The sequence below is a fragment of the Brevibacterium sp. ZH18 genome, assembly GCF_022748595.1.
Taxonomy (GTDB): Bacteria; Actinomycetota; Actinomycetes; order Actinomycetales; family Brevibacteriaceae; genus Brevibacterium.
The window spans coordinates 1-346 of record NZ_JALDSX010000124.1 but is presented as its reverse complement, the minus strand read 5'-3'; the positions used below and the strand labels follow the sequence as shown (position 1 = coordinate 346).

General features: G+C 48.6%; 1 rRNA gene. It reads right to left on the bottom strand.

What is annotated here, in order from left to right:
- Positions 1–82 (bottom strand): 23S ribosomal RNA (locus MPN20_RS17220); the annotation flags it as partial.
- Positions 83–346 lie beyond the last annotated feature (264 nt).

The following is a 346-nucleotide window of genomic DNA, read 5'->3' as shown; positions in this document are numbered from 1 at the left end:
CCCGAGGCTTATCGCAGATTTCCACGTCCTTCATCGGCTCCTGATGCCAAGGCATCCACCATGCGCTCTTACACACTCACACCACCATTTGCATGATCGGTATGCGTGTGTGCGAAAAAAACACTCTAAGATGATTACAAGAAAAATCACATTACATAAACAACACAACAAAAGTTGCGTCATTGATGCTCGCGTCCACTATACGATTCTCAAACCACTACCAAACACCACCCCAACACACACACCAAACGGTGCAGCATCAGACCTGGGTCGGTCCATTGGCGAAACCACGAACCCACACACAAGTGCGTGGGGTTTGTGATTCCAGGACCCAATAACGTATTCG